The following is a 22,024-nucleotide window of genomic DNA, read 5'->3' as shown; positions in this document are numbered from 1 at the left end:
ATTCTCATCGGGCAATGGAGGAAGCGATGAGACAGCGAGCAGTCGAGCCCGTCAGCACGCATCTCCTGAAGGTCGGGCTGGAGGTTTTCCCCGTCTATGGCGACGAAGGACTCGGGTGGAGCATGGATCCGATCGACCTGACGCCGGAGACGCCGAAGTGGCTGCGCTACGATTCGCTCGACGAGCTGTTCTTCGCCCTGCTCAATCTCAACGTCGCGCCCGAGGGGCAGGCGTAGCGCCGCATCAGCGGATCGGTCCGGCGCCGCGCCGAGGCGAGCGCGCCATCGGCGCGGGGATCGTCGCGGGCCGGCCGCATGGCGTGCGCCGCGGACGGCGCCGCCGCATGCGAGGTGATCGCCGTCGCGCCGGGTTCGCTCGAGATGATCGCGCGTGGCGGCGGCGGCGTGCTTGATTCTTGCGCCCGGCGGGTTCTAGCCTGGCAGGAGGCACAGCATTTTCGACCGGCCGAGGACATGCCCAGATACCGCGCGACGATCTACGTGAACGGCGTCGATGGCGACACGCCATCGGCCGCTCGGGCCGCCGTGGAGGAGCAGCTCAAGCAGAGCGGCCTCGAGAACTGTCGCGTCGTCAGCGTCGATCCCGAGGGCCTGACCGGCCGGCCGGTGCGTCGCCCGGCCAGCGCCGCGCAGCCCGACCCGGACTGGCGGCGCCAGTCGAACGCTGGCGGACTCCTGCTGGTGGCCGCCGTCGCGTGGGCGATCTGGTTCTTCTGGTGGATGCTGTCGAGCGGGCACGACTGATCGCCGCCGCGTGAGCGACGGCGTCGCCGTCACGCCAGGGCGAGCACCGCGCCTGCTTCGCCTGTTGCCAGGTCTCCGGCCGCCCGCCTAGAATCCGGCCATGCGAGGGTGGCTGATCGTCGCGATGACGCTGCTGGCGGCGTCGTCGATGCGCGCCGACATCTTGGTCTGGCGCGACGCCGACGGCGTCCGTCACTTCACCAACCGCCCCGACGCGGTGCCCAGCGAGTCGACGGCCGAGGTGCTGGTGCGCGGCGAGGCCGCGGTCGCGCAGCCCCTTCCCGCCGTCGCCGGGGAAGCCCCCGCGCCGGCTCCGCAGGCCGCCGCGGTCGCATCGGACATCGCCCAGCTCGACCAAGCCTATCGCGCTGGTCTGGCCGCCGGGCTCGATCTGCTGTCGGCGGTCGGTTCAGGCGGCGCGATCGGCGCCGGCGGTGGCGGCGGTGCCGCCTCGGGTGGCGCGGTGGAGATCATCGGTCCGCTCGCGGTCGCAACCGCGCACGCCACCGACGCTGGCTCCGGCTGGGGACCGTACGGCGCCTGGCCCGGGGGCTACTACCCGTTCGTCACCACCGGCTTCGACGGCGGACGCTCGCGCCATCAGACGCTGCGCATGCTCCTCCAGGACCAATTCGCGATCGATCGCGCCGGCCCATACGCCTACCACCGCTGGGATCGACCAGGAGTCGGCCCCGCTCTCGCGCCCTTCCTGCCGCGTGGGTTGCCGCTGCCGGTGCAGCAGTACGGCCGCGTCCTCTACCGCTGACCGCCGGCCGTCTGCGACGATGAGCGATCGCCTCGCGCGCCGCCGCGGCGGCGCGACTGCGCCGGCCGAGCCATGACGCATCCCCGCATGCTGGACGCGGCGCGCAGCGCCCTGGTCGTCATCGACGTGCAGGAGAGTTATCGCGGCCGCACCGTCGAACACGAGCGCATGGTGCGCGGCGTGCGCACGCTGATCGCGGCCGCGGCGGTGATGGAGGTGCCGGTGCTGGTGACCGAGCAGTACCCCAAGGGCCTCGGCCGCACGCAGCGGGAAGTCGCCGAGGCGCTGCCGCCGGGCACGCCGGTGATCGAGAAGCTGTCGATGAGCTGTTGCGGCCAACCGCGCTTCGTCGCCGCCGTCGATGCCCTCGCCCGGAGCCAGATCGTCGTCTGCGGCATCGAGGCGCAGGCGTGCGTCAGCCAGACCGTGCACGACCTGCTGGCGCGCGGGCATCAGGTCCACGTGCCGCTCGATGCCATCTCCGCCCGGCATGCGCTGGACCTGCGCGCGGGTTGGGAGAAGATGGTCGGCTCCGGCGCGGTCCCGGCGAGCGTCGAGATGGTCTGCCTCGAATGGGTGCGCAGCGCCGAGTCGCCGCGCTTCAAGGCGATCCACCGGCTCATCAAGTAGCCCGCGCCCCGGTCTTGCGCCGCCGCCGCCGGTAGGCGAAGGAGCGCTCTGATGCAGCGAGCAGATCAGGAAGCGGTCGTCGCGCGCGAGCTCAGCGAGCTGTTGCACCGCATCGGCGTCGTGCGCTTCGGCGAGTTCACGCTGAAGGACGGCCGGCGTTCGCCGTTCTACCTCGACATGCGCGTCCTCGTTTCGCATCCAGCGGCGCTGGCGCGGATCGCGCGGGCGCTGCTGCAGCGCGCCGCCGACCTGCGGTACGACCGCATCGCCGGCCTCCCCTACGCCGGACTGCCGCTGGCGGTGGCGATGTCGCTGGTCGCCGAGCGGCCGATGATCTACGTGCGCAAGGAGGCGAAGGCGTACGGAACCAAGAGGCTCATCGAGGGCGAGTACGCGCCCGGCGAGCGCGCGCTCATGGTCGACGACGTGGTGACCAGCGGCGGCGCCAAGCTCGAGGCGGTGACGCCGTTTCGCGACGCCGGCCTGGTGGTCGAGGACGTGCTGGTGATCGTCGATCGCAGCGACGGCGCCACCGCCGCGCTGGCCGCCGCCGGCCTGCGTCTGCACAGCGTGCTCGACGTCCGCAGCCTGCTCGCGCACCTGCGCGCCCTCGGCGCGGTGCCCGCCGCCGACATCGACCGCGCCCTGGACTTCCTCGGCAGCGGCGCGGCCTGACTCCCCCCATCGTCGATGACGCATCGCTTCCGCGTGCGCGGCCTGCGCGTGGTGCACCGGCACGAGCCGGGACGCCTCACCGCGATCGCCCTCACCGTCCGCGCTGGCGCGCGCTGCGATGGCCGGCACGCCGGCCTCGCCCACCTCGCCGAGCACATGCTCTTCCAGGGCACCGACGCCCTGGACCAGGTGGCGCTCAATCGCCGCGCCGCCGAGCTCGGGGGCGAACACAACGCCGACACCGGCTACGAGGACATCTCGCTCACCTTCGAGGTGTTCAACGAGGATCTCGACGAGGCCCTGGCGCTGCTCGCCGAGCAGTTCTACCGCACCGCGGTGGACGAGCGCCGGCTGCGCAAGGAGCAGCGGGTGGTGATGGAGGAGATCCGCGGCCGCCTCGACGATCCCGCCGAGCGCGTCTACCGCCGCGCCTGGGGACGCATGTTCGGCGGCGCGCTGGCGCATCCGGTGGCGGGAACGATCGCCAGCGTGGCGCGCATCCGGCCGACGGACGTCGCCCGCTTTCTCCGGCGACGCCTGACCCATGCCAACACCGTGCTCGCCGTGGTCGGCGGCGCCACCGAGGCGCGCGTGCGCGCCGCCGTCCGGCGCCACTTCCATTGCGGCTCGCCGGGCGAGCCGCCCGCGGTGATGCCCGTGCGGCACGGCCTGGGCGGCAGCGTGCGCGTGCGCGACCGCGACAGCAGCCAGGCGTACCTGACGCTGTTGATGCCGGTCGATTCGGCGCCGCGCACGCTGCTCGCCACCGGCGTCGCCGTCGACATCGTCGGCGCCGATCCCGACAGTCGCCTCTTCCAGGAGCTGCGCGAGCGCCTCGGCCTGAGCTACGAGGTCGGCGCCCACCTCGAATGGGGGCCGGACTGGGCCTGCGCGGTCGTCGCCGCCAGCGGTGCCCGCAGCCGCGCCGCCCGGCTCGCCCGCGCCGTCGAGGACACCTGCCGGCGCGCCGCCGACGAGGGCTTCGGCGCCGATGAGCTCGACCGCGCCCGCAAGAAGTTGCGCTACCGCTATGCCGTGCTCGCCGACAGCCGCCTGGACCTGGCGGTGGCCCTCGCCGAGAGCGCGCTCTGGGGTTTTCCGACCCCGGATGAGGCGGAGCGCATGGTGGCGGGGCTCTCGCACGCCGAGATCGAGGACGCCTGGCGGCGCGCCGTGCGGGCGCGCGGCGTCCGCGCGCTGCTCACCTGAGCGCGCGCTCAGCGGTCGTAGCGTCCCTTCAACACCAGGATCGCAACGCTCAGCACCAGGGTCACCGCGTTGGCGATGATCACCGGCACGTCGGCGCGCAGCACCCCGTAGAGGAGCCACAGCAGGATGCCGATGCTGAAGGCGGTGAACATGCCGTAGGACAGGTCCGCCGCGGACTTCGTCCGCCACACCTTGGTGAGCTGCGGTACGAACGAGCAGGTGGTCAGCGTGGCGGCGGTGAGGCCGAGGGCGGTGAGCGGGTCCATGCCGATCCGACAGCGCCACAGCGCGGGCGAGAAGGCAACCGTCGCTCGCTCTGTGCCCGGCCGGGAGGCGTGCGGCTCCGCGCCGCCGTCAGGCGTCGGCTCGATCGTCCGCGGTCGCCGCGCGCGATCGAGCCTGCGCGCCGAGGCGGCACATCGATATCGCGCGTTCTTGAGGACGCCACCGGTGATCGCGTCTCCTGGTCGACAGGAGGACCTTCCCGATGTTGCCGACGGCGATTCTCGCTTTGCTCGCGCTGGCCGCGCCGGTCGCGCCCTTGGCGCGCGACGCCAGTCCGCGCGGCCGCTTCATCATCGGTTCGCCGGAGCGCCCGGCGATGGTCGGCGACCATCAGGAGCCGCGTCGCTACGAGCGGGTGGAATCGGCGGTCGGCGCCTATGCCGATATCGACGAGGTCGGCGATGCCGCGTGGCTGCGCCACGAGCTCGAGGGCTACGCGCGGCGCGCCAGCGCCTGCGCGGCGCGTCCGCGCGAGCGGTGCGCCGTCGGTGCGCGCCGCGTCGCCGGCGCCACCGTCATCCATCTGATCCGCGGCGCGCACGCGGAGATCCTCTGGACGTCCGCCCGTCGCGCCGTGCGCCTCGGCTGGCGGCGACTGGTCGACACGCCGACCGGCACCATGACCGTCGACGACCCGCCGGCCGACTTCGCCGCGGCCCTCCTGGCCGAGCTGCCGAGCGATCTCTCGCCGGCCGACCTCGACGCGGGTCGATGGGCGGACGACGAGGTCGACCGCCGCTTGGATTACGCCGAACGGGTGCTCGCTGGCTGCGCCGTGGCGACCGACACCGCCGGCTGCCTGCATTTCGCCCGCGCCTCCCTGCTCGCGCTGGAGACGGACGCGCCGCCCGATGGCGCCGCCGTCGACCCCGCCGCGGAGCCGACGGCCAGTCTACGGCTGCGCATCGCCGCGGCGCGGCTGCGCCGGGCGGCGGCGCGGCAGTCGCCGCTCGTGCCGTGGTGCGCCGCGCCCGGCTCGCTCGCGCCGCCGCAGCGGCTGGCGGCGCTGCCGTAGGGCTCAGAACGGGATGTCGTCGTCCGGCGGCGGCGCGTCCTCGCCGGCCGGGGCCGAGAAGCCGCTGTCGCGCATGCCGGCACCGCCACCGCTGCCCTGGCCCGGACCGCCGAGGAAGCGGACGTCGCGGGCGATGATCTCGGTGATGTACTTCTTGTTGCCGTCCTTGTCGTCGTAGCTGCGGTTGGTGATCCGGCCCTCGACGTACACCTGCCGACCCTTGGCGAGGTACTGGCCGCAGGTCTCGGCCTGCTTCCCCCAGACGACGATGTTGTGCCACTCGGTCTTTTCCTGCTTCTGGCCGTTCTGGTCGGTCCAGCGCTCGGTGGTGGCGACCGAGAACTTGGCGACCGCCCGGCCGCTGGGGGTGAAGCGGACCTCGGGATCGCGTCCGAGATTGCCAATGATGATGGCTTTGTTGACCACGGTGCCCTCGCTTTCGCTGTGACGGCGGGAAGAGCCGAGGCGGCGGCGCCCCGGTGTGTCCGGGCGCGGACCGTAGCAACGCGTTTCCGGCAGCGTCAAGGCAGCGCGACAGCGCCCCCGGGCATGCCTGCGCGCATGCCAGACCGACGCCACCGCGCTGCCGCCCACCCGCCGGCGGGCGGACCCTCCGGGTCCATGCACGGGAGGATTCTCGTCCTGCCCACCCGCCACCCCGAGACGATGCTGAACGGGAACGACGGACTGACGTTGGGGGATCGACCACAAATGCGCCGGTGGTCACCAAGCCCTCCGGCAGATCGCGCATGCGGTGGCTCCACAAGTCGTGTGGCATGCAGCCATCCCGCCACTCGTGGTCGCGAAACAGCGGGTTGAAGAGAAAACGGCGGTCGCTCGGCGCCTTCGGCGCGTTGACTCCCTCAGCCCCCCGGCCTACTGTCCGCCTCGGTGGTGTTGCGGAAGGTGTGGAACGATCTCACCGCGCCAGGGTGTCCAAGCGCTCCGCGTCGGCGCGGAAGGGAGGCGGGGGAACGTGCCTGCCGTCCGAGGTGCGTGCGGTGAGCGGCACCTTGCGCGTCATCCCGCTCGGCGGGCTCGGCGAGATCGGTCTCAACTGCCTGGTGCTCGAGTACGAGGGCGAGGCGATCGCGATCGACTGCGGGGTGATGTTCCCGGACCCGAGCCTGCTCGGCGTCGACCTGGTGATCCCGGAGCTCGATTACCTGCGCCAGCTCGGCGATCGCTTCCGCGGCTTCGTCATCACCCACGGCCACGAGGACCACATCGGCGCCCTGCCGTACGCGCTGCGCGATCTGCCGGTGCCGGTGTGGGCGACGCCGATGGCGGCGGGCCTGATCGGCAGCCGGCTGCGCGAGCACAATCTCGATGGCCGCGTCGACCTGCGCCCCTACCGCCCGCGCCAGGGTTGGACGACCGGTCCCTTCGCCATCGATCCGATTCACGTCACGCATTCGATCGTCGACGCGGTCGGCCTCGCCATCACGACGCCGCTCGGCGTCGTCGTGCACAGCGGCGATTTCAAGATCGACTACACGCCGATCGACGGCCGCAGCCCGGACATCCAGACGTTCGCGGAGTATGGCGCCCGCGGCGTCCTGCTCCTGCTGTCCGACTCGACCAACGTCGAGCACGGCGGCTCCACCGGCTCCGAGCGCAGCGTCCGCGCCGGGCTGGAGAGCGTCTTCCAGGGGGTCCGCGGTCGCATCTTCTTCTCCACCTTCTCCTCGCACATCCACCGCCTGCAGCAGGTGATCGATCTGTCGGAGGCGACCGGCCGACGCGTCGTCGTGGTCGGGCGCAGCCTGATCAACAGCCTGCGCATCGCCACCGACCTCGGCTATCTGCGCGCCTCGCCGGCGATCTATGCCGAGGTCGCCGAGTTGGCGACGCTGTCGCCGGAGCGGGTCACCGTGCTCACCTCCGGCAGCCAGGGCGAGCCGATGTCGGCGCTGACCCGCATCTCGCTCGGCGATCACGCGGCGGTGAAGATGGAGGAGGGGGACGCCGTGGTGTTGTCCTCGCGCATCATCCCCGGCAACGAGCGGCCGATCTCCAACATGATCAATCACATGTACCGGCGCGGCGCCCAGGTGATCACCTCGCGCGACGCCGACGTGCACGTGTCCGGTCATGCCAGCCGTGACGAGCTGGCGCTGATGCTGAACCTGGTGCGGCCGCGCTACTTCGTCCCCGTCCACGGCGAGTTCCGGCACCTCTCGGAGCACCTGCGTCTGGCGCGCACGCTGGGCCTCGGCGAGGACCGCGCCATGCTGCTCGAGGACGGGCAGGTGCTGGCGCTCGACGAACAGGGCGCCCGGCGCATCGATCCGGTGAGCGCCGGCCGGGTGTTGGTCGACGGCAAGGGCATCGGCGACATCAGCGACATCGTCCTCCGCGACCGCCGCCACCTGTCGCAGGACGGGCTGCTGTTGGCGGTGTTGGCGCTCGACCAGCACACCGGCGAGGTGATCGCGGGCCCGGACTTCTCGGCTCGCGGGGTCGTCGCCGAGGGCGACCAGCAGCGGGTGTTCGACGAGGCGCGCGACGTCGTCATCGCCACGCTGGCCGAGCTGGCGCCGGAGTCGCGAACCGACACCCTCGAGGTGAAGGAAGAAGTGCGCAAGGCGCTGCGCCGCTATCTCAGCAAGACCCTCGACCGCCGCCCGGTGGTGGTGCCGTTCGTCCTGGAGATGTGATGGCGCGGGCGCGCGTCCAGACCGCCCCCGAGGCGGCGGAGCCGGTCGAGATCCAGCGCGAGGCGGGCCTGCTCGACGAGGTGGCGGCCATCGTCTGCCTCGCCGCGGCCGGGTTCCTCGCCATCGGGTTCCTCGCCTACCAGAGCGACCTGCCGAGCCTGAACGTCGCCGGCAAGGTCGGGCACGGGCTCGCCGATCTGGTGGTCCAAGCGCTCGGCTACGCCGCCTATCTGCTGCCGCTCGGCCTGCTCGCCGTCGCCGTGGCGCTCTTCCGCCACCGCGCCCATGAGATCGGGCCGTCTCGAGCCGTGGCGGGCGCGCTGCTGCTGCCGTGCGTCGCCGTCCTCTTCGGGCTCGCGCTGGGACCGAATCATCCGGTGGCGCGCGCCGGCGGCTGGATCGGCGGCTTCCTCGCCGCCGTCCTCGCCGAGCCGTTCGGCGCCGGCGGCTCCTTCATCATCATCGGCGGCATCGCCGTGCTGGCGTTCATCGTCGCCACCCACCTTTCGCTGGGCGGCATGGCGCGCGGCATCGGCCGCGGCATCGCCGGTTCGCTGCGACGCGCCCGCACCGTGGCGGAGATCGCCGAACCGGCGGCGCAGCAGTTGGTGCGCAAGCCGAAGGCGAACGTGAAGCGCGCGCCGCCGCCGGACGACGAGCCGGCGCCGGTGATCATCCTCGACCGCCGCGCCGCGGCGCCGAAGAAGAAGCGCGTCGTCCAGGAGGAGCTGCCGTTCGGCGACGAGCACTACCAGGTGCCGCCGATGCGCCTGCTGCACGCGCCGAAGCACGACGATGTGCGGATCGACGAGGACGGGTTGCGCCGCAGCTCGCAGATCCTCGAGACCAAGCTCGCCGACTTCGGCATCGTCGGCAAAGTGGTGGAAGTCCGGCCGGGGCCGGTGATCACCACCTTCGACATCGAGCCGGCGCCGGGCGTGAAGGTGAACCGCATCACCAGCCTGGGCGACGATCTGGCGATGGCGCTGCGCGTCCCGGGAGTGCGCATCCTGGCGCCGGTGCCCGGCAAGGCGGTGGTTGGCATCGAGGTCGCCAACCCGCGGCGCGAGGAAGTGGCGCTGCGCGAGTTGCTCGAGGTCGACGAATTCCAGCAGGCGCAGACGCCGGTGCCGATGGCCCTGGGCAAGGACACGGCCGGCCACCCGGTGGTCGGCGACCTGGTGAAGATGCCGCACCTGATGATCGCCGGCGCCACCGGCAGCGGCAAGTCGGTGGCGATCAACGCGATGATCATGAGCATCCTCTACAAGGCGCCGCCCCGCGAGGTGCGCTTCGTCATGATCGACCTCAAGATGCTCGAGCTGTCGGTCTACGAGGACATCCCGCACCTGCTGGTGCCGGTGGTCACCGATCCGAAGCAGGCGGTGTACGTGCTCAACAACATCGTCGAGCTGATGGAGGAGCGCTACCGGCTGATGAAGAAGCACGGGGTGCGCAACATCGACGGCTACAACGCGCTGATCGACGAGATGCGGGCCGAGGACGCGGGCAGCTCGGTGATCGAGCTCAAGGAGGTCGCGGACGACGCCGACGACGACGAGGTCGTCACCGCCACGGCGCTGCCCGAGCGCCTGCCCAAGGTGGTGGTGATCATCGACGAGCTCGCCGATCTGATGATGACCATGGGACGCAAGGTCGAGGAGCCGATCACCCGCCTGGCGCAGAAGGCGCGCGCCGCCGGCGTGCATCTCATCGTCGCCACCCAGCGCCCATCGGTGGACGTCATCACCGGCCTGATCAAGGCCAACTTCCCGTCCCGGGTCTCGTTCCAGGTGACGGCACGGGTCGACTCCCGCACCATCCTCGACCAGATCGGCGCCGAGCGGCTGCTCGGCCGCGGCGACATGCTCTACATGTCGTCGGGCAGCGCCCGGCTGCAGCGTCTACACGGGCCGCTGGTGACCGAGGACGAGATCCACAAGGCCGTCGCATTCATCAAGAGGCAGGGGAAGCCGCAGTACGCGTTCGCGCTGCTCGAGGCGCCAGAGGGCGAGGAGGAGGGCGGCGGCGATGCCGACGACCTCAGCGACGAGTTGTACGACCAGGCTGTCGCGCTGGTCACCAGCAGTCGCCAGGCGTCGATCTCGTGGGTGCAGCGCCGGCTGCGCGTCGGCTACAACCGCGCCGCCCGCATGATCGAACGCATGGAGCGCGAAGGCGTCGTGTCGGCGAGCGAGGGCGGCCGCCCGCGCGAGGTGCTGGCACCGCCGATCGAGGCGGACTAGGACACCGCCAAGCAGGGAGGTCCGGCGGCCGTACATCGACGGCCCCCACCAGCCATCCCCCTGAGAGTGCAGGACAGAGAGAGCGCGAATGCCAATGCGACCGTACGCGAGCAGCGCCTTTCCGCTGATCCGCGTCGCCGTGTCGGCGATGCTCGCTCTCTGTCTGTGGGCGACGCGCGTGTCGGCCAGCGACGTCGTCGACAGGGTGCAGGCGCGCTACGACGCGACGAAGGACTTCACCGCCGCCGTGCAGCAGGAGTTGGTGATGGCGAGCGGCGGCAAGACGATGAAGGCGAGCGGCTCGGTCGCCTTCAAGAGACCGGGCAAGATGCGCTGGACGTTGCGCGACGGGGTGTCGCAGGTGATCGTCGCCGACGGCAGGACGTTGTGGTTCTACGAGCCCGACGAGCAGCAGGTGCTGAAGGCGCCGTTCCAGAACGCCTTTCGTTCGTCGACGCCGATCTCCTTCCTCACCGGCGTCGGCAAGCTGCGCGATGACTTCGACGTCACCGTCGAGGCGAGCGGCGCGGGTCCGCTGCGCCTGCGGCTGAAGCCGCGCGGCGACGCCGACCTCGGCACGCTGATCCTGACCGTCGACCCGCACACCTATGACATCACCGGTGCCGAGGTCACCGATCCGATCGGCAACGTCACCAAGCTCCAGTTCTCGGATCTGCGACGCAACGTCGGGCTCGCCGACGAGGCGTTCCAGTTCGAGGCGCCACCGGGAGTGGACGTGGTCGAGGCGCCGATCGGCAACTAGGGGGAGCGATGCCGTCGTTCGACGTGGTCTCGCAGGTTGACCTGCAGGAGGTCGACAACGCGGTCAACCAGGCGCGCAAGGAAGTCGCGCAGCGGTATGACTTCAAGGGCAGCGACACCGAGATCGCGCACGAGGGGACCGAGATCCGCATCACCTCGTCGGACGAGTACAAGGTGAAGGCCGTGGTCGAGGTCCTGCAGGGCAAAGCGGCGAAGCGCCAGATCCCGCTGAAGGCCTTCGTCTACGGCGCGATCGAAGCCGCGGCCGGTGGGCGGGCCCGGCAGACCGTCACCGTGCAGCAGGGCATCGCCATCGAGAAGGCGCGCCTGATCGTCAAGGCGATCAAGGATTCCAAGCTCAAGGTACAGGCGCAGATCCAGGGCGAGCAGGTGCGGGTCTCGGGCAAGGCGCGCGACGATCTGCAGCGGGCGATGCACGTGCTGAAGCAGCAGGACATCGACCTGCCATTGCAGTTCACCAACTTCCGGGACTAGGGCGTCGCGCCGCGGGCGCGTGGCGTTTGCGCTGCAACCGATCGTCTGCCAGACGGCGCCGCAGGAGGGAGCGTGCAATGTGGCGATTCGCAGTCGGATTGGTGGCGTTGATCGCGGTGGCGCCGGCGATGTCGCGCGGTGCCGACACGGCCGGCAAGGCGGACGCGACCATCGAGCTGGAGGAAGGCTCGGGCGGCGTCGGCATCGGCTACACGTGGGGCAGGGGCACGCTCCACTTCCAGGGGAAGGCGTACCCGATCACCATCAGCGGCTTCAGCGCCGGCGAGCTCGGCGGCACCAAGATCCAGGCGCACGGCGATGTCTATCATCTGAAGCATCTGAGCGACTTCAACGGCACCTACACCAGCAGCGATGCCGGCGCGACGTTCGGCGGCGGCTTCGACGTCGAGGCGATGCGCAACGGCAATGGCGTCGAGATCAAGATGGTGTCCACCACCGAGGGAGCCGATCTGAAGGCCGCCGTGTCGGGGGTGACCTTCACCCTCGTGAAGTGAGCGCCCCGCGCCGCGCGGCCTTCGTCGATTGACCATCGCCGCCCCTCCGGGGCAGATTGGGGTGCGTCGCGCCCGCTGGCGACTGCTCAGGGGGGATCATGAAGGCACTGGTTCGCGGCCTGTCGGTGTTCTGTGGCCTCGCGGTGAGCGGTACCGCGGTCGCCGCTTCGGCTCTCGATGTTGGCATTCCGGCTCAGGCCGGCGTCATCAAGCCCGGCAAGCTGGCGAAGCTGGTGGCCAAGGATCAGGCCGACTTCGCGCTGCCGTCGCCGGGAGGCGCCGGGGATCCGACGCTGGGCGGCGCCACGCTGACGTTCTTCGACACCGGCGCGCCCGGCGCCGGTGCGGCGAGCTTCGCGCTCGGCGCCGCCGGGTGGAGTGGTCTCGGCAATCCCGCGGGCAGCAAGGGCTACAAGTACAAGGGGGCGGCGGACGGCGCTGGCCCCTGCAGCGTCGTGCTGATCAAGAGCACGGTGATCAAGGCGGTGTGCAAGGGGGCGGCAGTGTCCGTGACCCCGCCTTTGGCGGCGACGCTCGCGGTCAATCTGGCGATCCCCGCCGGCACGGTCGCCGCCGTGCGCTACTGCGCCGCGCTCGGCGGCAGCGACGCGCGGAACGATGCCGGCGGTCTGAAACGGAAGGATGCGCCGGCGCCGGGGCAGTGCGCGGAGCCGCCGGGTGGCTTCACCGGCTTCCGGGCCGACGACGTCTACACGCTCGCCGACGACGCGCTCGCCGGCCGCAACAACAACACCGCGGGATCGGCGGTGGCGCAGAGCTACCTGATCGGCGAGCTGCAGGCGATCGGCGCCGGCGGCCTCAACGTCGGCCAGCTTGGTGACGAAGCGTACAAGCAGCACTACGTGCTCAGTGGCCAGACCGGCACCAACATCCTCGCCATCATTCCGGGCAGTGATGTGCCCAACGAGTACGTCGTCGTCGGCGCGCACTACGACCATCTCGCGAGCTGCCGCGCCGTGAACGTCGGCGACACGGTGTGCAACGGCGCGACCGACAACGCGGCCGGCGCCGCCGCCGTGCTCGGCATCGCGCGCGGCATCGCCGCGCTGCCGGTGGCGCCGCGCCGGTCGGTGATCATCGCCCTGTGGGACACCGAAGAGGACGGCCTGCTCGGTTCGCAGTACTACACCAACAATCCGCTGGTGCCGCTGGCGGCCACGGTGGGCTACATCAACTTCGACATCCAGGGCGCCAACCTGTTGCCCAGCCTGCGCGATTTCACCTTCGCCGTCGGCGCCGAGACCGGCATCGGCCTGGGCGCGATCGTCGCTCAGGCGGCGGGCGACGTCGGGCTGTCGGGCGAGCGGCAGCTCAGCTTCATCTTCGGCCAGGGGCGCAGCGACTACGTCAACTTCGTCGTCAAGAACGTGCCGACCGTCTTCTACAGCGACTCCACGGGGCCCTGTTACCACACCAACGCCGACGAGCCCTCGGTCGTCGATTTCGGCAAACTGGAGAAGCAGACGCGACGCGGCTACGACGTCGCCATCGAGCTGGCCAACACCGCCAACCCACCGGTGTTCACGACCCCCGGCGTGCCGCTGCTGGCGACCTACGGCGATGCCGTGATCCTCGACGAGGTCCTGACCGCCGGCCTGGCCGACCTGGCGCTGTTCGCTCCGGCCGACCAGACAGCGCTGAGCAACGCCCAGGCGGCGATCCACGCCATTGCCGTCGCCGGTGCCGGCAGTTTCAACGCCGGCTCCGTGGGCATCCTCCTTTCCAACACGGTCAACGTCATCGACATTCTGACCCGCACCACCTGCGACGGTTTCCTGGCGCCATGAAGGTGGCCGGGCAGCCCGCGGCCTGATTCCACCGCAGGCTGCTCGGGTGTCGGCGGTTCAGTCTCGGCGCCGGACGGTCGTTCGAGGTCGCGCCACCGCCGTGGTCACGACACGGCGCGCGCCGGTAGGGGGGCGACGTCTGCCGGATCGGCGGCGGCGCGCGCCCGTGTGGTCGGACACTGAACCAGGTCCTTGGTGAACAGCAGGTCCAGGGTCCAGTCGAGCGCGACGCGCACCTTGCGCTCGAAGCGAGGCAGCTTCAGCAGGTAGATGGTGCGCCACAGCCACCAGGCGACGAAGCCGGAGAAGCTCACGCCGAGGATGTTGGCGACGCCGGTGCGGCGGCCGATCGCCGCCAGTTGACCCAGGGTCCGGAAGGCGAAGGGCCGCGGCCGGCGACCGCGCACGGCGGCGGCGATGTTGCGCGCCACCAGCGTGCCCTGGCGGCTGGCGTGCTGAGCGGTGGGAGGGCAGGCGCCGCCGGTGGCGCGGTCGGGCACGTGCGCGCAATCGCCGAGCGCCCAGACGCCAGGCCGCTCCGGCACCTGGAGAAACTCGTCGACCACGAGACGGCCACGCTCCTTGGCGCAGTCGAGATCGGCGAGCAGCGGGTTGGGCGCCGTGCCGGCGGTCCAGATCAGATTGGCGGTCGGGATCAACGTGCCGTCCGAGAGCGTGACGCCGTCGGCCGAGAAGGCCTGCACCTTGGTTTCGAGGTGCAGCTCGATGCCGCGGGCGGCGAGCTTGCGCTGGGCGTAGCGGCCGAGCTTCTCGCTCAACTCGGGCAGGATCACCGCGCCGGGATGGACGAGCGCGACGCGCACGTCGGCCGGGGTCAGGTTCGGATAGTGCGACAGCGCCTCGAGCATGAAATCGTGGACGGCGGCCACGGTCTCGGTGCCGGCAAAGCCGCCGCCGGCGACGACGAAGGTCATCATGCGCCGGCGGATGTTCGGGCAGCACTCGAAATCGCCCTCCTCGAGGCTGTCGATGATGCGATTGCGCAGCGCGATGGCGTCGCCGAGCGTCTTCATCGTGAAGGCGCGATCCGCCACGCCGGGCGTGCCGAAGAAATTGGTCACCGACCCCAGGGCCAGCACCAGGTGATCGTACTCGAGACGGTGCGGGTGACTGCCCTCGACCCCGTGGGTGACCGTCACCGCCCGGCTCGCGAGGTCGACCTCGAGGGCTTCGCCATGGAAGAAGGTGGCTCGCCGCAACAGCTTGCGGATGGGATTGACGATGTGGGTGAGGTCGAGGTCCGACGCCGCGACCTCGTGCAGCATCGGCGTGAAGACGAAGAAATTGTCCTGATTGACGAGGGTGATCTCGATCGACGGGTCGCGGCCGAGGAGCCGTTCGAGCTCCATCACCGCGTAGATCCCGCCGAAACCTCCGCCGAGGACGACGATGCGCGTGCGATCCGCTTGGCTCATCACCGCTTCGATGCGGGACGGCCGCGAATCGTGTCAGCGAATCGTGTCAGGGGGCGGTCGGCCGGTTCAGGCGACCGCGGGCTGCGGCTGTTGCGTGGCCTGCAGCAACTCGCTCTCGGCGAAGACGGTCCAACGATCTCGGAAGGGAGCGTAGCGGCCGCGATACGGCTTGGTGCCGGCGCCGTGCAGGCTGAAGGTCGGGCCGGAGACGGCGCTGGCCGGGATGACGAACACCTCGTCGGTGCCGCTGCGCCGCTTCGCGATGCAGACGAAGACGTCGCAGTACTTGCGATCCCACCTGCCGTGGCGGTGGAAGTTGAAGCTCCAGCTCTTGTAGTTGTAGGTGTACCGCTTGCCGCCGACCGTTACCGTGTGCGCGTAGCGACCCGGGAACGCGACCCGCAGGGCGACGCGAATCTCGCCATTGACGAGCAGGTCGTAACCCTTGGCCCGGGGCACATCCTCGACTCCGAAGCCCATGGAGCCGAGCTTGGAGGCCACGGCTGACCTGGCCTTATGATGCTTGGACTGGCGATTCATCGGGGACCACAACGGGCGACCCGGTCCCGAGCCCAACCACTCCAAGAATCCCCACCGCCCTTGTCAGGGGATAGCCCGTACAATTTCGTATACTGTGAGAGAACTTTTCACGCAATCGTTTTCTTGCATCGCGGTCATTGCCATCCGCCGTTGACAGTACGAGGTGCCATCACTAAGCTCCGGCCCCCTCAAACTCCGGGCTCGGAAGGACGTATGCGAAAGACGACGCTCAAGAACGCCAAGCAACTGCTCATGAACATGAAGCGGACGATCCTGCGCGAGATCAACGAGGATCTGAAGCACGGTCGCGAGGGCGCCAAGGACGACGGCATGGACACCTACGACCTGGCGAGCGAGGAGCGCGACCGTGAGATCAGCTTCATTCTCAACGATCGCGAGCGCGAGAAGCTGCAGGCGATCGAGGAGGCGCTCGAGCGCATCGAGGACGGCACCTACGGGATCTGCGAGAGCTGCGAATCGGAGATCGCGCCGGCCCGCCTGGAGGCGATGCCCTTCAGCCGGCTGTGCGTGAGCTGTCAGGCGGAGCGCGAGAAGGAAGCCAAGCAGCAGCGGCGCTTCGAAGACGAGCGCGCCTACCGCCGGCTGGCCTCGGCCGACGTGGACGAAGAGAACACCTGAGCGGCGGCGCACATCCCCCGGGCGGGCAGCCATCGCCGGCCGCCGCCCGGCGCGACCTCGAGGCGATCTTCGCCGCCGCCGTCGCGGCGGTGGACCCGACGCGCCTGGTGCGGGACCACCTGACGGCGTCCCCGCAAACCCGCCCGCTGTTCGTGGTCGGCGCCGGCAAGGCCGCGGCACGCATGGCTGCCGGCGTGGAAGCGGCGCTGGGTTCGGAACGGCTCGATGGCATCGTCGTCACCGCGCCCGGCTGCGAAGCCGCGCTGCGGCGGATCCGCATCGCGATCGGCAGCCATCCGCTCCCGGATCGCGCCAGCGTGGCGGCCGCCAACGAGATTCTCCGCGCCGTCGGGCGGGCGGCTCCGGACGCCACGCTGCTGGCGCTGATCAGCGGTGGCGCATCGAGTCTGTTGGCGCTGCCGCGGCCGCCAGTGACGCTGGCCGACAAGATCGCCGCGAACCGCCTCCTTCTGGCCTCCGGCGCCGCCATCGAAGAGCTCAACACCGTCCGCAAGCACCTGTCCGCGATCAAGGGAGGCGGAGTGTTGCGGGCTGCCGGCGGACGGACGGTGACGACCCTGATCCTCTCCGACGTGATCGGCGACGATCCGAGCGTGATCGGCTCGGCCCCCACCATGCCAGATCCCAGCACCTACGCCGACGCCATCGCCGTGCTCCGCCGTTACGCGTTGCTGGATCGCGTACCAGCCGCCGTGCGAGACCTGCTCGAGGCGGGGGCGCGGGGGGAGACCGTCGAGACGGTGAAGCCGGGCGACCCAGAGGCTCGTCGAGCGACCGCCACCGTCATCGGCAGCAACGCCACGGCCCGGCGCGCCGCCGCGATCCACGCCGCCAGGCTGGGGTACGAGCCGGTTGTCGAGGACACCCCGCTCAGCGGCGACACCGCCGCCGCGGCCCGCCGGTGGGCGCCCCGCCTGACACGCCGACCGGGCATCGCGCGCTGGTGCGTCATCGCCGGCGGCGAGACGACGGTGGTGGTGCGCGGCGCCGGCCGGGGTGGTCGCAACCAGGAGTTCGCGCTCGCCGCCGCCGCCGAGCTCGAAGGCGCGTCGGTGGTTCTGCTCAGCGCTGGTACCGATGGCATCGACGGTCCGACCGACGCGGCCGGCGCCTTCGCGGACGGCAGCACCCTCGCCCGCGCCCGCGAGCGCGGACTCGACCAGCAGAAGTCCCTTGCCGACAACGACGCCTACGCGTTCTTCGACCGGCTCGGCGACCTGTTCCGCACCGGCCCCACCGGCACCAACGTCATGGACCTCAAGATCGCCGTCGGGGTGGGTTCCGCCTCGTGAACGACGCTGATAGGTGCGCCCCAGTGGCTGACGGGTACCTCTCCGAGATCTTCCTCTCCTTCCAGGGGGAGGGGACGCAGGTGGGGCGGCGGCAACTCTTCCTCCGCCTCTCCGGGTGCAACCTTCGCTGCCGCTACTGCGACACGCCGGATTCCCTGGAACGCGAGAAGACCTGCCGCGTCCACGGCATCGACGGGAGCGTGCGCGAGCTTCCCAATCCGCTTTCCGCCGAAACGGTTGTCGCTGCGGTCCGCCCGCTGTTGGACGCGGATGGGCCCGTCGATGGCACCGCGCTCACCGGCGGCGAGCCTCTGCTGCAGGCTGAGTTTCTCTCCACCCTGCTGGCGAGCGGCGACTGGCCGCGCCCGGTCCTCTTGGAGACCAACGGCATGCTGCCCGAGTCGCTGCGCGCCGTGTTGCCGCTGATCGACGTCGTCAGCATGGACATCAAGCTGCCCTCGAACAGCGGTGAACGCGGGTTCTGGGACCAGCACGCCCGCTTTCTGGCACTCGCCGGCGACAAGGCCTACGTGAAGGTGCTGGTCGACGCCGAAACCGACCTCGTCGAGGTCGAGCGCGCCGCCGCCATTGTCGGCGATCGAGCGGCAGTATACCTGCAGCCGATCACCAGCGGCGGCGGAGCCGTCGTGGCCATCGGTGCCACCGATCTGCAGCGATTCTTCAGCACCGCCCGGCGTCACGCCGCCGACGTCCGCGTGTTGCCACAGACCCACAAGATGCTTGCCATCCAATGAACGCGTGCCCCGATCCCTCTGTGATCAGGCATCGGTGATCCGCCAATCCGCAGCGTGCGGCTCGCTGCCGCGGGCGAAACCGAATCTGCGCTCATCGCCGCGACCAACTCGGTCAAATGCCCGATTATTTTGCTGAATTCTCATTCGCAACACTCCGGTATGGCTTCATGGCCCAGTGGAAAACCTGAACTAAATCAAGATTATATGACGGCATGCCCAAATGGTGTGCAGGAGCTTGCAAAAACATCACGACGCCGGAGATTCTGATTGACACCTTTGGCACGCATGATGTATCCCCCACATATCTCGCTCTAAAATTGAGAGGTTAGGCGCTTGGACGCCCTCGGGTGCCCGAGCGCCGGCTCGCGACGATGGCCGCAAACACGAACCTGACCAAGAAGGACGCCAACCTGCTCGCGGCCGAATATGGGCTGCCGAAGGTGGTGGGTGTTCGAACCGTCCGCGAGGGCTCTGTAAACACGCACTACCTGCTCGAGACGGGGCGCGGCAGGTTTGTCGTCAAGATCGACGAGGTGAAGAGCGAGATCGAGGTCAAGCGCGAGCTCGATCTGCTGCTCTTCTTGCGCAAGCACGGGTTTCCCTGTCCGGTCGCTCTGGCTGACCGCCGCGGTCGCCACTGTCGCGACTGGGGTGGGCGCCAGCTTTCCGTGTATCGGCACATCGACGGTCACGGCGTCGATCCCGAGGACCTGAGCGGGGGGCAACTGGAGAACATCGGCCGGGTGATGGCCGATCTCCACCTGATCACCAAGGCCTACAAGAAGGGCGTCGACTCCCGGTTCAACTTCGATCGGGTCGCCGAGATCTATGCCGGGGTGCGCGGCCGCCTGCCGCACTACCTGAAGAAGATCGTCCGCACCCTCGACGAGGAGCTCGAGTACCTGCAGAACTACCTCGAGAACAAGCTGCCGAAGGGCATCATCCACGGCGACATCTTTGCCGACAACGTGATGATCAAGGGCGACAAGGTCGTCGCGGTGCTCGATTTCGAGGCCGCCGGTCGTGGCAAGTTCATCTTCGACCTCGCCACCGCGGTGAACGCGCTCTGCTTCGAGGGCGGTCGCTACGCGCTGAAGCGGTTCGAGTCGCTGATCGCGGGCTACGAGACGTTGCGGACGCTGTCGCTGGCGGAGTGGGATGCGTTTCCCAACGAGCTACGCTTCTCGGCCTTCCGCTTCACGGTCACCCGGCTGCGCGATTTCTTCCTCAACCCGGTCGACGAACGGCAGCGCATCAACAAGGACTTCCAGGATTTCTACGAACGGCTTCTGATACTGCGGCGTGAGAAGGACGGCGGCATGGAGGCCATGTTGATGGCCATGGCCACTGGCTACGACTACCGCAAGTATCAGAAGGTCAAGGCCGTCGAGCGTCGCAGCCGCTGACGCCGCCCCAGGATGCGGGCGCTTGTCGAGCCGCATCCCTTGCGTATGATCAGCGAATGAACAGCGATTCATTGGCTGCGCGCATGCGCGGCGTTCTATCGGATCTGGGCGAGGATCCGGACCGCGAGGGATTGCTCAAGACGCCCGAGCGCGTCGCGCGGGCGCTGCGCTTCCTCACCAAGGGATACGCCGAGGACCCCAAATCGGTGATCAACGGCGCGCTCTTCACCGAGGACTATCAGGAGATGATCGTCCTCAAGGATCTCGACTACTTCTCGCTCTGCGAGCACCACATGCTGCCGTTCTTCGGCAAGGCGCACGTGGCGTACATCCCCTCGACCAAGATCGTCGGCATCAGCAAGCTCGCCCGTCTGGTCGAGGTCTACGCCCGCCGCCTGCAGGTGCAGGAACGGATGACGACGCAGATCGCCAACACCCTGATGGAGGAGCTGGACCCGCAGGGGGTCGGGGTCGTGCTGCAGGCCGAGCACTTGTGCATGCGGATGCGCGGCGTCGAGAAGCAGAACTCGGTGGTGGTCACCAGCGCCATGCTCGGGGTGTTCCGCTCCCATCAGGAGACGCGCCAGGAATTCATGAGCCTGGTCGCCAACGGTCTGCACCGGTAGCGAGAGCGGAAGCACGCGGTGCGCGGAGAGAAGAGAGGGGCGAGCTCCCCGGCGTCCCAGAGCGCCTCACGACACAGGGTGCCGCCCCCGATCACGCCTGGCCCTGTCGGCGGGTTTTCCCGCGTTCTTCCGTGGGTTCACTTTCGTGACCGGTGCGTTGACTCGCTCAGAACGATCCGCTAGCTGCAAGCTCTCACATCGTAGCTCCTGCACAACTGGCGCGGCGTGGAATCGACCACGGGGGAGTGCTGAACGGGCAGTAGGCCGTCCGCCTGGGCCACTGTTTGGAGAGGCTCGGGCTTTGCCCGCATCGAACTCGTGAGGCTGTCGTGATCAAGCAATTGTTGCTCGCCCCTGGTCCCACCCCCGTCCCATCGCGTGTGCGCCTGGCCATGGCGCAGCCGATGTTCCACCACCGGACGCCCCAGTTCAGCGCCTTGTTCGGCGAGGTCCGCAAGCAGCTCCAGGAGCTGTTTCAGACCGAGCAGGACGTGCTGATGCTGGCTGCCTCCGGCACCGGCGCGATGGAAGCGTCGGTGAACAACTGCTTCGCTCCCGGCGACGAGGTGATCTTCGTCAACGGCGGCAAGTTCGGTGAGCGCTGGGGCAAGTTGGCGACCACCTTCGGCCTGAAGCCGATCGAGATCCGCGTCGAATGGGGTCGCGCGGTGCGTCCGGAGCAGATCGAGCAGGCGCTGGCCGAGCACCCGAGTTGCAAGGGCGTGCTGGTGCAGGCGAGCGAAACCTCGACCGCGGCCGTCCACCCGATCGACCAGATCGCCGCCATCACCCGCAAGACGAACGCGCTGTTGGTGGTCGACGGCATCACCGCCGTCGGCGTGTACTCGATCCCGATGGACAAGTGGGGCATCGACGTGCTGGTCACGGGCTCGCAGAAGGCCCTGATGCTGCCGCCGGGCCTGGCGCTCGTGGCGCTGAGCGCCCGCGCCTGGGAACGCGTCGAGCAGACGAAACAGCCGCGCTTCTACTTCGACCTGCCGCGTGAGCGCACCAACCAGGCGAAGAACACCACCGCCTGGACGCCCGCCATCAGCCTGGTCATCGGACTGAAGGAAGCCCTGACCATGCTGCAGGAAGAGGGCTACCCGAACGTGTACGCCCGGCACGAGCGCCTCGCGAAGGCGACGCGGGCCGCCGGCGCCGCGCTCGGCATGCGGCTGGTCGCGCCCGACAATCCCAGTCCGGCGGTGACCGGGCTCTACACGCCCGAGGGCATCGACGGCGGCAAGCTCTTCTCCTACCTGCGCGACAAGATGCAGGTGGTCTTCGCGGGCGGCCAGGATCAGCTCAAGGGCAAGATCATCCGCATCGCCCATCTCGGCCACATCGGCGCCTTCGACACCATCACCGCGGTGGCGGCGCTCGAGATGGCGCTCAAGCACTTCGGCCACCCGGTCGAGCTCGGTCGCGGTGTCGGCGCGGCGCAGGCCGAGCTGATGTCCGCGCTGCCCGCCTGAC

The 22,024-nt window shown here is 69.7% G+C and carries 23 protein-coding genes; 19 read left to right on the top strand and 4 right to left on the bottom strand.

Going from position 1 to position 22,024, the window contains the following annotated elements; genetic code table 11:
- Nucleotides 1-26 precede the first annotated feature (26 nt).
- The 6 genes from KF840_00360 (at nt 27) to KF840_00335 (ending at nt 4,044) form a co-directional block, all read left to right on the top strand.
- Nucleotides 27-236 carry a hypothetical protein gene (locus KF840_00360; protein MBX3023343.1) on the top strand — a complete coding sequence of 70 codons (210 nt, stop codon included), beginning with the start codon at nt 27-29 and terminating at the stop codon, nt 234-236.
- A gap of 78 nt (nt 237-314) precedes the next feature.
- Nucleotides 315-764, top strand: a complete 450-nt coding sequence (locus tag KF840_00355) for a hypothetical protein (GenBank protein ID MBX3023342.1) — start codon at nt 315-317, stop codon at nt 762-764.
- Between the two features lie 100 nt (nt 765-864).
- Nucleotides 865-1,530, top strand: a complete 666-nt coding sequence (locus KF840_00350; GenBank protein ID MBX3023341.1) for a DUF4124 domain-containing protein — start codon at nt 865-867, stop codon at nt 1,528-1,530.
- Between the two features lie 72 nt (nt 1,531-1,602).
- Nucleotides 1,603-2,160, top strand: coding sequence for an isochorismatase family protein (locus KF840_00345; GenBank protein MBX3023340.1), 558 nt, complete (start codon nt 1,603-1,605; stop codon nt 2,158-2,160).
- A gap of 51 nt (nt 2,161-2,211) precedes the next feature.
- Entirely contained in the window at nt 2,212-2,835 is a 624-nt protein-coding gene (locus KF840_00340) for an orotate phosphoribosyltransferase (protein MBX3023339.1), read from the top strand.
- A gap of 15 nt (nt 2,836-2,850) precedes the next feature.
- Nucleotides 2,851-4,044, top strand: coding sequence for an insulinase family protein (locus KF840_00335; GenBank protein ID MBX3023338.1), 1,194 nt, complete (start codon nt 2,851-2,853; stop codon nt 4,042-4,044).
- 8 nt (nt 4,045-4,052) lie between these two features.
- Here the strand turns inward: KF840_00335 and KF840_00330 are convergent, their stop codons facing one another.
- The gene (locus tag KF840_00330) at nt 4,053-4,310 is read right to left on the bottom strand and encodes a SemiSWEET family sugar transporter (protein MBX3023337.1); all 258 of its coding nucleotides are present in this window, start codon (nt 4,308-4,310) and stop codon (nt 4,053-4,055) included.
- Between the two features lie 221 nt (nt 4,311-4,531).
- Here KF840_00330 and KF840_00325 point away from each other — a divergent pair, with 221 nt between their 5' ends.
- Nucleotides 4,532-5,344: a hypothetical protein gene (locus KF840_00325; protein ID MBX3023336.1), complete on the top strand. Its 813-nt coding sequence runs from the start codon at nt 4,532-4,534 to the stop codon at nt 5,342-5,344.
- 3 nt (nt 5,345-5,347) lie between these two features.
- Here KF840_00325 and KF840_00320 read toward each other — a convergent pair whose 3' ends face one another.
- Nucleotides 5,348-5,770, bottom strand: a complete 423-nt coding sequence (locus tag KF840_00320) for a single-stranded DNA-binding protein (protein MBX3023335.1) — start codon at nt 5,768-5,770, stop codon at nt 5,348-5,350.
- 350 nt (nt 5,771-6,120) lie between these two features.
- On the opposite strand from KF840_00320, the gene KF840_00315 reads away from it, so the two are divergent.
- From KF840_00315 to KF840_00290, 6 genes are all read left to right on the top strand, one after another.
- A complete protein-coding gene (locus KF840_00315) occupies nt 6,121-8,004 on the top strand; it encodes a ribonuclease J (protein MBX3023334.1) in 1,884 nt (627 codons plus the stop codon).
- Complete coding sequence (locus KF840_00310) at nt 8,004-10,250, top strand: DNA translocase FtsK 4TM domain-containing protein (protein MBX3023333.1); 2,247 nt, start codon at nt 8,004-8,006, stop codon at nt 10,248-10,250. Before KF840_00315 ends, KF840_00310 begins: the two co-directional genes overlap by 1 nt.
- Nucleotides 10,251-10,338: 88 nt before the next feature.
- Nucleotides 10,339-11,013 (top strand): outer membrane lipoprotein chaperone LolA, encoded by a 675-nt coding sequence (gene lolA, locus KF840_00305; GenBank protein ID MBX3023332.1) that lies wholly within the window; start codon nt 10,339-10,341, stop codon nt 11,011-11,013.
- Between the two features lie 8 nt (nt 11,014-11,021).
- Complete coding sequence (locus KF840_00300; protein ID MBX3023331.1) at nt 11,022-11,507, top strand: YajQ family cyclic di-GMP-binding protein; 486 nt, start codon at nt 11,022-11,024, stop codon at nt 11,505-11,507.
- A 77-nt stretch (nt 11,508-11,584) separates the two neighbouring features.
- A complete protein-coding gene (locus KF840_00295; protein MBX3023330.1) occupies nt 11,585-12,022 on the top strand; it encodes a DUF1134 domain-containing protein in 438 nt (145 codons plus the stop codon).
- A 98-nt stretch (nt 12,023-12,120) separates the two neighbouring features.
- The gene (locus KF840_00290) at nt 12,121-13,830 is read left to right on the top strand and encodes a M28 family peptidase (protein MBX3023329.1); all 1,710 of its coding nucleotides are present in this window, start codon (nt 12,121-12,123) and stop codon (nt 13,828-13,830) included.
- A 104-nt stretch (nt 13,831-13,934) separates the two neighbouring features.
- Here the strand turns inward: KF840_00290 and KF840_00285 are convergent, their stop codons facing one another.
- Together KF840_00285 and KF840_00280 are read right to left on the bottom strand one after the other, a co-directional pair.
- Nucleotides 13,935-15,266 carry an NAD(P)/FAD-dependent oxidoreductase gene (locus tag KF840_00285; GenBank protein ID MBX3023328.1) on the bottom strand — a complete coding sequence of 444 codons (1,332 nt, stop codon included), beginning with the start codon at nt 15,264-15,266 and terminating at the stop codon, nt 13,935-13,937.
- A 66-nt stretch (nt 15,267-15,332) separates the two neighbouring features.
- The gene (locus tag KF840_00280) at nt 15,333-15,746 is read right to left on the bottom strand and encodes a hypothetical protein (GenBank protein ID MBX3023327.1); all 414 of its coding nucleotides are present in this window, start codon (nt 15,744-15,746) and stop codon (nt 15,333-15,335) included.
- A 273-nt stretch (nt 15,747-16,019) separates the two neighbouring features.
- Between KF840_00280 and KF840_00275 the strand changes: the two genes are divergently transcribed.
- The 6 genes from KF840_00275 (at nt 16,020) to KF840_00250 (ending at nt 22,023) form a co-directional block, all read left to right on the top strand.
- A complete protein-coding gene (locus KF840_00275; protein ID MBX3023326.1) occupies nt 16,020-16,445 on the top strand; it encodes a TraR/DksA family transcriptional regulator in 426 nt (141 codons plus the stop codon).
- An 89-nt stretch (nt 16,446-16,534) separates the two neighbouring features.
- A complete protein-coding gene (locus KF840_00270) occupies nt 16,535-17,758 on the top strand; it encodes a DUF4147 domain-containing protein (GenBank protein ID MBX3023325.1) in 1,224 nt (407 codons plus the stop codon).
- Nucleotides 17,755-18,513 (top strand): 7-carboxy-7-deazaguanine synthase QueE, encoded by a 759-nt coding sequence (locus KF840_00265; GenBank protein ID MBX3023324.1) that lies wholly within the window; start codon nt 17,755-17,757, stop codon nt 18,511-18,513. Before KF840_00270 ends, KF840_00265 begins: the two co-directional genes overlap by 4 nt.
- A gap of 371 nt (nt 18,514-18,884) precedes the next feature.
- The gene (locus KF840_00260) at nt 18,885-19,919 is read left to right on the top strand and encodes a homoserine kinase (protein MBX3023323.1); all 1,035 of its coding nucleotides are present in this window, start codon (nt 18,885-18,887) and stop codon (nt 19,917-19,919) included.
- Between the two features lie 56 nt (nt 19,920-19,975).
- Nucleotides 19,976-20,545: a GTP cyclohydrolase I FolE gene (gene folE, locus KF840_00255; GenBank protein MBX3023322.1), complete on the top strand. Its 570-nt coding sequence runs from the start codon at nt 19,976-19,978 to the stop codon at nt 20,543-20,545.
- Between the two features lie 329 nt (nt 20,546-20,874).
- Nucleotides 20,875-22,023 carry an alanine--glyoxylate aminotransferase family protein gene (locus tag KF840_00250; GenBank protein ID MBX3023321.1) on the top strand — a complete coding sequence of 383 codons (1,149 nt, stop codon included), beginning with the start codon at nt 20,875-20,877 and terminating at the stop codon, nt 22,021-22,023.
- The last annotated feature ends 1 nt before the right edge of the window (nt 22,024 follow it).

The sequence above is a fragment of the bacterium genome (genome assembly GCA_019637795.1).
In the GTDB taxonomy this organism is placed as follows: Bacteria; Desulfobacterota; Binatia; order HRBIN30; family CADEER01; genus JAHBUY01.
Note: the sequence above shows the minus strand (reverse complement) of the source record. Positions and strands in the feature narration are given on the sequence as shown.

What these genes read in the sequence shown, in the direction of transcription:
- KF840_00360 (MBX3023343.1), top strand. Translation starts at nt 27, where the DNA reads ATGAGACAGCGAGCAGTCGAGCCCGTCAGCACGCATCTCCTGAAGGTC.
- KF840_00355 (MBX3023342.1), top strand. Translation starts at nt 315, where the DNA reads ATGGCGTGCGCCGCGGACGGCGCCGCCGCATGCGAGGTGATCGCCGTC.
- KF840_00350 (MBX3023341.1), top strand. Translation starts at nt 865, where the DNA reads ATGCGAGGGTGGCTGATCGTCGCGATGACGCTGCTGGCGGCGTCGTCG.
- KF840_00345 (MBX3023340.1), top strand. Translation starts at nt 1,603, where the DNA reads ATGACGCATCCCCGCATGCTGGACGCGGCGCGCAGCGCCCTGGTCGTC.
- KF840_00340 (MBX3023339.1), top strand. Translation starts at nt 2,212, where the DNA reads ATGCAGCGAGCAGATCAGGAAGCGGTCGTCGCGCGCGAGCTCAGCGAG.
- KF840_00335 (MBX3023338.1), top strand. Translation starts at nt 2,851, where the DNA reads ATGACGCATCGCTTCCGCGTGCGCGGCCTGCGCGTGGTGCACCGGCAC.
- KF840_00330 (MBX3023337.1), bottom strand. Translation starts at nt 4,310, where the DNA reads ATGGACCCGCTCACCGCCCTCGGCCTCACCGCCGCCACGCTGACCACC.
- KF840_00325 (MBX3023336.1), top strand. Translation starts at nt 4,532, where the DNA reads ATGTTGCCGACGGCGATTCTCGCTTTGCTCGCGCTGGCCGCGCCGGTC.
- KF840_00315 (MBX3023334.1), top strand. Translation starts at nt 6,121, where the DNA reads ATGCAGCCATCCCGCCACTCGTGGTCGCGAAACAGCGGGTTGAAGAGA.
- KF840_00310 (MBX3023333.1), top strand. Translation starts at nt 8,004, where the DNA reads ATGGCGCGGGCGCGCGTCCAGACCGCCCCCGAGGCGGCGGAGCCGGTC.
- lolA (MBX3023332.1), top strand. Translation starts at nt 10,339, where the DNA reads ATGCCAATGCGACCGTACGCGAGCAGCGCCTTTCCGCTGATCCGCGTC.
- KF840_00300 (MBX3023331.1), top strand. Translation starts at nt 11,022, where the DNA reads ATGCCGTCGTTCGACGTGGTCTCGCAGGTTGACCTGCAGGAGGTCGAC.
- KF840_00295 (MBX3023330.1), top strand. Translation starts at nt 11,585, where the DNA reads ATGTGGCGATTCGCAGTCGGATTGGTGGCGTTGATCGCGGTGGCGCCG.
- KF840_00290 (MBX3023329.1), top strand. Translation starts at nt 12,121, where the DNA reads ATGAAGGCACTGGTTCGCGGCCTGTCGGTGTTCTGTGGCCTCGCGGTG.
- KF840_00285 (MBX3023328.1), bottom strand. Translation starts at nt 15,266, where the DNA reads ATGAGCCAAGCGGATCGCACGCGCATCGTCGTCCTCGGCGGAGGTTTC.
- KF840_00280 (MBX3023327.1), bottom strand. Translation starts at nt 15,746, where the DNA reads ATGGGCTTCGGAGTCGAGGATGTGCCCCGGGCCAAGGGTTACGACCTG.
- KF840_00275 (MBX3023326.1), top strand. Translation starts at nt 16,020, where the DNA reads ATGCGAAAGACGACGCTCAAGAACGCCAAGCAACTGCTCATGAACATG.
- KF840_00260 (MBX3023323.1), top strand. Translation starts at nt 18,885, where the DNA reads ATGGCCGCAAACACGAACCTGACCAAGAAGGACGCCAACCTGCTCGCG.
- folE (MBX3023322.1), top strand. Translation starts at nt 19,976, where the DNA reads ATGAACAGCGATTCATTGGCTGCGCGCATGCGCGGCGTTCTATCGGAT.